At 58.5% G+C, this 1,022-nt stretch carries 1 protein-coding gene; it reads left to right on the top strand.

The genetic code is table 11. The features are described from left to right. Positions 1-1,022, top strand: a 1,022-nt coding sequence (locus tag AB1772_13525) for a hypothetical protein (protein MEW5797360.1), incomplete at both ends; no start/stop codon positions are given.

Here is a 1,022-nt window from a genome sequence, read left to right as displayed (position 1 = left end):
ACTTACACTTTAACGGTTGAAAACCCTGCGAACGGTTGCACGGCCACGGATGCCGCTCTGGTTACTCAGAACATCACCAAACCCAACGTGAGCGCAGGGGCCGACAAGATCCTCACCTGCACGGTAACCCAGATCAATCTTTCGGGATCTTCGAGCACGCCAGGTGTGACATTCAACTGGACTGCCACGGGCGGCGGTCACATCGTTTCTGGTGGAAACACCGCGACACCGCTGGTTGACGCCGCGGGTATGTACATCCTTACCGTCACTAATCCAGTCAATGGTTGCAGCGCAAGCGACACCGCCCAAGTCACAACGAATCGCACGAGCCCGAATGCGAACGCCGGTGCAGACAAAGTACTCACTTGCACGGTGACTCAGATCAACTTGTCCGGTTCGTCGAGCACGCCGGGTGCGATCTTCTCATGGACCGCCTCCAACGGCGGCCACATCGTGTCGGGTGGCACCACAGCCACACCGCTCGTCAATGCGGCAGGCACTTACGTGCTGACTGTGACTGATCCAGCCAACGGGTGCACCGCATCGGACACGGCATTGGTGACGGCCAATGTAACACCTCCGAATGCGGATGCCGGTCCCGACAAGATCCTCACCTGTGTCGTGACACAAGTCAATCTGTCAGGGTCATCCAGCACTCCGGCTGCAACCTTTAGTTGGGTGGCTTACAATGGCGGTCACATTGTATCCGGAGCCTCGACAGCGACGCCGCTCGTGGATGCTCCTGGAACTTACGTGCTGACCGTGACCGATCCGGTCAACGGCTGCACTGCAGTCGACACCGCACTGGTCACCTCCGACCTGGTTCCGCCCAACGCGGATGCCGGCGCCGACAAGGTCATTACTTGCTCAGTCATTCAGCTGAATCTCTCAGGATCATCAAGCACACCGGGCGCGACCTTCATCTGGGTTGCGAGCAACGGTGGCCATATCGTCTCGGGTTCAACTACAGCGTCTCCGCTGGTCGATGCGGCTGGGACGTATACTCTGACAGTCACAAATCC

Source organism: Candidatus Zixiibacteriota bacterium (assembly GCA_040752815.1).
Taxonomy (GTDB): domain Bacteria; phylum Zixibacteria; class MSB-5A5; order GN15; family FEB-12; genus JAGGTI01.
This window is presented reverse-complemented; position numbering and strand designations above follow the sequence as displayed.